The organism is Rhizobacter sp. P2_D12 (genome assembly GCF_056404395.1).
On record NZ_JBFUEB010000193.1, the window covers coordinates 1 to 6478 of the forward strand.

Genomic DNA, 6478 nt, shown 5'->3' on the forward strand with positions numbered 1-6478 from the left:
GCCTCGCCTCGCGCAGCGCGGGCCAGTCCATCGCCGCGACGCCGTCCGGGCGCGGGCCGCGCACCACCGCAGGGGTTGCAGGGGCTGCAGCCGGGGGGGCAGCGGACGGGCCCGGCAGCGGCGGCGCCGCTTCGTCGACGACGGTCGTCGCGGCGCCGGCATCGGCCGTGTTCCACACCCGGATGCCCATCTCCTGCAGCATCGCCACCTGGCGTTCATTCCAGCGCATCGACGCCCTCCACGAGCAGGCTCATCACCGCCGCATCCTCGCGCCCGCTGGGGTGGGTGCTGCGCGAGGCCGGGTAGTAGCCGCGCCGCGTGCCGATGGCCTTGAAGCCGTAGCGCAGGTACAGCGCCCGCGCGCGCTCGTTGCTCTGCCGCACTTCCAGCCACAGCTGGGCGGCGCGCCGTTCGTGGCACACGCCGACCAGTTCGTCGAGCAGGAAGCGCGCATGGCCCTGGTGCTGGAAGGCCGGCGCGACCGTCAGGTTCAGCAGGTGCATCTCGTCGACGCCGGGCATCGCGATGAAGTAGCCCATCATCTCGCCGCGTTCGCCGTAGATGACGCGCGCCACGTAGCCGGCGGCAATCGAGTCGATGAAATTGCCGTGGGTCCAGGGGAATTCATAGGCCTGGCGCTCGATCTCCAGCACCGCGTCGAGCTGGGTGATGCCCATCGGCAGCAGCAGGCGCTTGTCTCGCAGCACCGCACTCATGCTGCCGCCTTCGCTTTCAGCGCCTTGACGTGCTCGCGCTCGGCCGTGGTCTGGGCGACCTTGTCGCGCAGGTAGACCGGCAGCGCCTGCGTCGCATTCATCGCGACGCCCTGGGCCCACAGCTGGGCGGCCAGGCGTGCCAGCGCCTCGGCGCGCGAACGCGGCTCGGGAATGCGCAGCGTGCCGCCCGCCAGCGCCAGCCGTTCGCCGAAGGCGGCCAGTGCCGAGCCGGCGACCGCGCGCACCGGGACCTCGCGCAGCTGCGCGTTGAAGGCCTCGAGGCTCATCAGCGCTGGCGCCTGCGTGGTGGTCCAGCGTTCGCCGCTCCAGGCGTAGCGGCCGGCGTAGATCTCGTCCATGCGCGCATCCATCGCGACGCAGACCTCGGCGAGGCCGGCCTGCGCCCGCGCGTCCTCGGCCACCAGCATCAGGCTGTCGACCGGGATCACCGGCTTGCCGGCGCCGAAGGCCAGGCCCTGGGCCACCGAGCAGGCGGTGCGCAGCCCGGTGAACGCGCCGGGGCCGCTGCCGAAGGCGATGGCGTCGACGTCGGCCAGCGCCAGCCCTTGCCCGGCCAGCAGGGCCATCAGCTCGGGGATCAGCGTGGCCGAGGCCTGAGCGCCGCCGGCGCGGTCGTGTGCGGCCAGCCGCCCGCGGGCGACCACGGCGATGCCCATCGCGTCGGTGGAGGTGTCGAAAGCCAGCAGCGTACCCATGGCCGACAGTCTAAAGCGTGGGGTGCGTGCGATCATCACGCGATGGGGAATGTAGGGAGACGCATCCTGTGCGCGACGCTGGCCGGCCTGTCCGGGGCGGTGTTCGCCGCGCCGCTGCCGGTGGACACCGAGGTCGCGCTGGAGGCCGCCAAGGTGCCGCGCGAGGCCCTGGTGGCCTGGGTGCAGGAGGTCGGCGCCAGCGCGCCGCGGCTGGACTGGCAGGCGCGGCAGCCGGTCAACCCGGCTTCATTGATGAAGCTCGTCACCACCTCGGCCGCACTCGAACTGCTGGGGCCGGCCTGGACCTGGTCGACCCCCGTCTGGCTGCAGGGCACGCTGCGCCAGCCCGGCCCGCGCGGCGTGCTGGACGGCGACCTGGTGATCCGCGGCAGCGGCGACCCGAAGCTGGTGCCCGAGCGGCTGTGGATGATGCTGCGCCGCGTGCGCCAGCTGGGCGTGCACGAGATCCGCGGCGACATCGTGCTCGACCGCAGCGCGTTCCGGCCGTCGTTGCAGGGGCCGGCCGATTTCGACGGCGACCCGCTGCGCCCGTACAACGTGCAGCCCGATGCGCTGCTGCTGAACTACAAGTCGCTGACGCTGACCTTCGCGCCGGACGCGCCGGCCAACGTCGCGCGCGTCACGGCCGACGTGCCGCTGGCCGGCGTGAAGGTCGACGATGCGGTGCCGATGATCGCCGGGCCCTGCGACGACTGGCGCGCGCCGCTGCAGCTGGACGTGAGCGACCCGGGCAAGCTGCGCATCGCCGGCGGGTTCCGCAAGCTGTGCGGCGAGAAGTCGTGGTCGATCGCCTGGCCCGAGCCGCAGCGCTACAACGAGCGCCTGCTGCTCGGGCTGTGGCAGGAGATGGGCGGCAAGCTGGGCGGCCGGGTGCGCGACGGGCTGGCGCCGACCACGCCGCCGAGCTTCGAGCTGGTGTCGCCGCCCTTGGCCGAGGTGATCCGCGACATCAACAAGTACAGCAACAACGTGATGGCGCAGCAGCTGTTCCTGACCTTGGGGCTGACGCAGCGCGGGCTCGGTTCGCCGGAGCTGGCGCGCGAGGTGCTGCGCCAGTGGCTGGCCGAGCGCTATCCCGATGCGGCGCCGGCGGTCACGATCGACAACGGCTCGGGGCTGTCGCGCGATTCGCGCATCACCGCGCAACTGCTGGCGCGCGTGCTGCAGGCCGACTGGGCCGGGCCGGTGATGCCCGAGCTGATGAGCTCGCTGCCGGTCAGCGGGCTCGACGGCACGATGCGCCGCTCGCGCACGACGCTCGGGCGGGCGCACCTGAAGACCGGGTCGCTGAGGGACGTCGCCGGGATCGCCGGGTTCGTGCTGGGGAACAGCGGCCGGCGCTACGTGGTGGTGGCGATCGTCAACCACCCCAACGCGAACGCCGCCCGGCCGGCGCTTGATGCGCTGACGCAGTGGGTGCTCAACGACACCCTCAATTGATCCGGCTCAGAACCGGTAGCCGAGCGACACGTTCGTCGAGATCGGATCCAGCTTGGTGTCGATCGATTGCCCGGTCGACAGCTTGGTCGTCGTCTTCAGGTAGGTCTTGATCACCGAGCCGTCGACGAACCAGTGCTCGTTGAGCTGGTAGCTCAGACCCAGCTGGAACGACGGGCCGAAGGCCGAGTCGACCGACATCGTGGTGGGCGCGCCGCCGGGATTGGTCAGCGCGGTCAGTGCGCCCGAGCCTTCCTCGCCGTAGAAGTGCGCATAGGTCAGGCCGGCGCCGACGTAGGGCCGGAAGGCCGAGCTGGCCTCGAGGAAGCGGTATTGCGCGAACAGCGTCGGCGACACCTGCTTGATCGTGCCCAGCTTGCCGACGCCCGACAGCGCGCCGTCGCCGACCACGTCGTGCTTGTACGGCAGGCCGGCGAAGAACTCCAGCGAGACGTTGTCGGTCAGCATGTAGCCGAGCGTGAAGATGGCCTGCGTGTCGCTCTTCACGTCGACCTGGCTGTTGGGCAGGCTGGGGGCGCTCAGGTCGTCGCTCTTCACCTGCGGCGAGATCTGGTTGGCGCCGGCCTTCACCATCCAGGTGCCGGCCGATTGCGCGAGCGCCGCGCCGCTGCCGAACAGCGCCAGCGCCGCGATCGCAAGGGTCTTGATGCCATGGGTCATGGGAATGTCCTTTGGTGGGCAGGTCGATGGGCGCGGGCTCAGAGCCAGCCGCTTTCGACCATGCGCTTGGCGACGAACTGCGCGAGCAACTGGTAGGCGAACGGCGTCGGGTGCACCGTGTCGGCGAACTCGTAGTGCGACACGTCGCCGGCGATCACCGTGGCCTCGGTGCAGACCAGCGAACTCGCGAACAGCGTCGTCGTCAGCTTGGCCAGGTCGCAGGCCGGCGTCGTCACGTTGGTCAGGCTGTACAGCTGAGGACGGGCCACCTGGTCGCGGCCCTGCGTGTAGGCGTCGACCTCGAGCACGCCGGTGGTGCCGGCCAGCCCGGTGTGCAGCTGGTCGTTGAATGTGGTCACCATCAGGTTGATCAGGCCTTGCACGTCGGCCGTCTGCGAGTAGCCGAGCGGCGTCTGGCTGACGTCCGGCAGGTTCACGACCACCACGTGGGTCGCGCCCTTGGCGAGGATCAACGCCTTGATGTAGCCCGCCAGCTCGGCCCCGGCCTGTCCCATCGCGGTGACGGCCTGCGTCGGCGTGGCCAGGCCGGCACTCACGGCGCCCAGGTTGATGAAGACGTCGTTGCCGCCCGCCATCACCGTCACCAGCTCGGTGCCGCTGAAGCTGCCGCCGACGGCGGTCAGGTGGTTGCCGATCTGCGTGACGACCGGGACGGTCAGCTGGCCGACGTAGCCGCTGGTGTCGTTGGGCAGCAGCGCCTTGTTGCCGGGGCCGACCGGGTTGGTGACGCGCGCGCCGCCCTGGGCGTAGCCGTAGCAACCGGCATGGTTCGCCACGGCCTGTGCGAGGGCCGCGAGTGGGCCCGAAGACTCCAGCCCGGTCTGCGCGGGGCACGGCGCCCCGGTGCCTGCCTGCACGGCCAGCCGCTCGGTCCAGTTCTTCGCCGTCGCGCTGTTGACGGTGTACTTGCCGCCACCGCCGGATGCGGCGACCAGGTTGGTCGTCGCGTAGGTGCCGATATCGCTCAGGCTGTCGCCGAACGACACCATCGCCGTGTACTTGACGCGAGACGACTGGTCGCCGTCACCGCCGCCGCCGCAGGCCGCGAGCAGCAGCGACGCCACCGCCACCGTGCCCCAGGACCGGATGTTCTTCATGCAAACCCCCTTGGTTGAAATCGCTGGCAGCGACTATAGGGGAGGCAACCGCCGGGCGCCTCGTCGGACAAACCCCGGTCGGTGTGTAAAGAATCTAGAAGGGATTGTTGACCGCGCGGCTGGCCGCCATCTGCCCGAGCTGGCTGTGCACGGCCGGGCTGAAGCGCGTGTCGTCGGCCCACAGCCAGGTGCCGGCGCTTGCATCGAGGGTGCCGGAATCGGGCACCTTCTTCAGCGTGGAGACCGTGCAGGCGGGCAGCACCGCCGTCGTCAGGCAGGCGGCGGTGTTGATGTTGACGACCGAGTAGGCGGCCGGGTTGCGCGCCATGTCCCGCAGGCGCTCGTCGAACACCACCAGGCCGACCGACTTGCCACCGTCCTTGACGTCTTCCAGCTTCAGGCGCAACGCGGCGTTGAACTGGAAGCTCAAGGCCGTCAGGAAGGCGGCCCGGCCCGGGTTCGCCACGTCTTCGTTGGCAGCGAACGGCGTCAGGCCCATGTCGGGCGCGGTCGCGACGACCACCTTGGCCCCGAGGTCGGTCATCCGGATGATCTGCGCGCCCAGCGCATTGCCGGCCTGCGAGGCCGCGGCCTGCAGCTCGTCCGAGCCGAGGCCGGGGTACTGCTTGTACAGGTTGAGGATGTCGTTGGCACCGGCCAGCACCGTCACCAGGTCGCTGCTCGACAGCGAGTCGCCCGACGTGAACTGCGTGATCTGCGCGGCCACCGCGGCGACGTCGGCATTGACCTCGGCCTCGTTGAAGGCCGTCACGGTCAGGCTGTTCGGGTTGCATTCCGCGAACACCAGGCCGTAGGTGCCGGCGACGATCTGCGTCCAGATCGCCAAGGTGCCGCAGTCGAGCGCGGTGGTGGGCGTCGCCGGCGTGGTGGTGGTGTCGTACACCACGTTGTTGATGCTGTACTTGGCGCCGGTGCTGGTCATCACGCTGGACTCGTCGCCGAACGTGATCAGGCGCCGCGGCACGAAGCGGTCGATCTGCGTGCCCCCGCCGCACGACGCGAGCAGGGTTGCCGCCAGCAGCGCGGCACCGATGCGCACCCAGGCCTTTTGCTTCGGATCAGCCTTGAACTTCATGAACACTCCAGACAGGAAACGGTGGGGGGTGGGGGCAGGGCTTGCCGGACATCAGGCCGCCGCGGCCCGTTGCAACCGGTCGCGCACGCCATCCCATTCGGGACCGGCGGGCGGCTCTTCCACCCAGATGAGATGCACGCCCTCGGCGTCGAGTTCGCGCAATGCGGAAAAAAGTTCGTGGGCGGCCTGGGCCGGCTGCGCCGGCATGCTGCGGTGGACCAGGCCCCGTGCCGCCTGGGCGGGCACGGTGCGCGAATATACCGCCAGCTTCAGTGTCGAACCACCGAGCATCTGCAACGCCGTATTCAGCATTGGCCCGGTCATCAGGCGCAGCCTGGCGCGCGGCGCATAGTGCGCCTCCAGCGTGCCCGAGGCGCGCGGCGCATCGGCATCGGGGTCGGCCAGCGGCTCGCCCGCCGCGGCCTCGAGCTGCTGGCGCGTCAGCACGCCGGGTCGCAGCAGCACCGGATGGCCGCGCGAGCAGTCGACGATGCTCGATTCGATGCCGACGTCGCAGTCGCCGCCGTCGAGCACCAGCAGCGCGTCGCCGAATTCCTCGACGACGTGCGCGGCGCGCGTCGGGCTGATGCGGCCGAAGCGGTTCGCGCTCGGTGCCGCGATGCCGGRCACGCCGCGCGCCTTGGCCTCGCGCAGCAGCGCCTGCGCCACCGGGTGCGACGGGCAGCGCAGCCC

At 70.7% G+C, this 6478-nt stretch carries 7 protein-coding genes and 1 pseudogene; 1 reads left to right on the forward strand and 7 read right to left on the reverse strand.

All coding sequences use genetic code 11. The annotated features are described in order from the left end of the window. The 3 genes and pseudogenes from AC1DYN_RS31165 to tsaB form a co-directional block, all read right to left on the reverse strand. A pseudogene (locus AC1DYN_RS31165) lies at window positions 1–229 on the reverse strand (uracil-DNA glycosylase); the annotation flags it as partial. Next, the gene (gene rimI / locus AC1DYN_RS31170; RefSeq protein WP_477966448.1) at window positions 216–716 is read right to left on the reverse strand and encodes a ribosomal protein S18-alanine N-acetyltransferase; all 501 of its coding nucleotides are present in this window, start codon (window positions 714–716) and stop codon (window positions 216–218) included. The gene rimI and the pseudogene AC1DYN_RS31165, both read right to left, overlap by 14 nt. Further along, window positions 713–1432: a tRNA (adenosine(37)-N6)-threonylcarbamoyltransferase complex dimerization subunit type 1 TsaB gene (gene tsaB / locus AC1DYN_RS31175; protein ID WP_477966450.1), complete on the reverse strand. Its 720-nt coding sequence runs from the start codon at window positions 1430–1432 to the stop codon at window positions 713–715. Before tsaB ends, rimI begins: the two co-directional genes overlap by 4 nt. 42 nt (window positions 1433–1474) lie before the next feature. On the opposite strand from tsaB, the gene dacB reads away from it, so the two are divergent. Beyond that, window positions 1475–2893, forward strand: coding sequence for a D-alanyl-D-alanine carboxypeptidase/D-alanyl-D-alanine endopeptidase (dacB, locus tag AC1DYN_RS31180; protein ID WP_477966452.1), 1419 nt, complete (start codon window positions 1475–1477; stop codon window positions 2891–2893). 6 nt (window positions 2894–2899) lie between these two features. On the opposite strand, the gene AC1DYN_RS31185 is transcribed toward dacB, so the two are convergent. The 4 genes from AC1DYN_RS31185 to AC1DYN_RS31200 form a co-directional block, all read right to left on the reverse strand. Next, window positions 2900–3571 carry an OmpW/AlkL family protein gene (locus AC1DYN_RS31185; RefSeq protein WP_477966454.1) on the reverse strand — a complete coding sequence of 224 codons (672 nt, stop codon included), beginning with the start codon at window positions 3569–3571 and terminating at the stop codon, window positions 2900–2902. Between the two features lie 38 nt (window positions 3572–3609). Next, a complete protein-coding gene (locus tag AC1DYN_RS31190; protein ID WP_477966456.1) occupies window positions 3610–4689 on the reverse strand; it encodes an SGNH/GDSL hydrolase family protein in 1080 nt (359 codons plus the stop codon). A gap of 94 nt (window positions 4690–4783) precedes the next feature. After that, on the reverse strand, window positions 4784–5785 hold the full coding sequence (locus tag AC1DYN_RS31195) for an SGNH/GDSL hydrolase family protein (protein WP_477966458.1): 1002 nt from the start codon (window positions 5783–5785) through the stop codon (window positions 4784–4786). 51 nt (window positions 5786–5836) lie between these two features. Beyond that, the coding region (locus tag AC1DYN_RS31200) for an L-threonylcarbamoyladenylate synthase (RefSeq protein ID WP_477966460.1) at window positions 5837–6478 on the reverse strand (642 nt) is incomplete at its 5' end.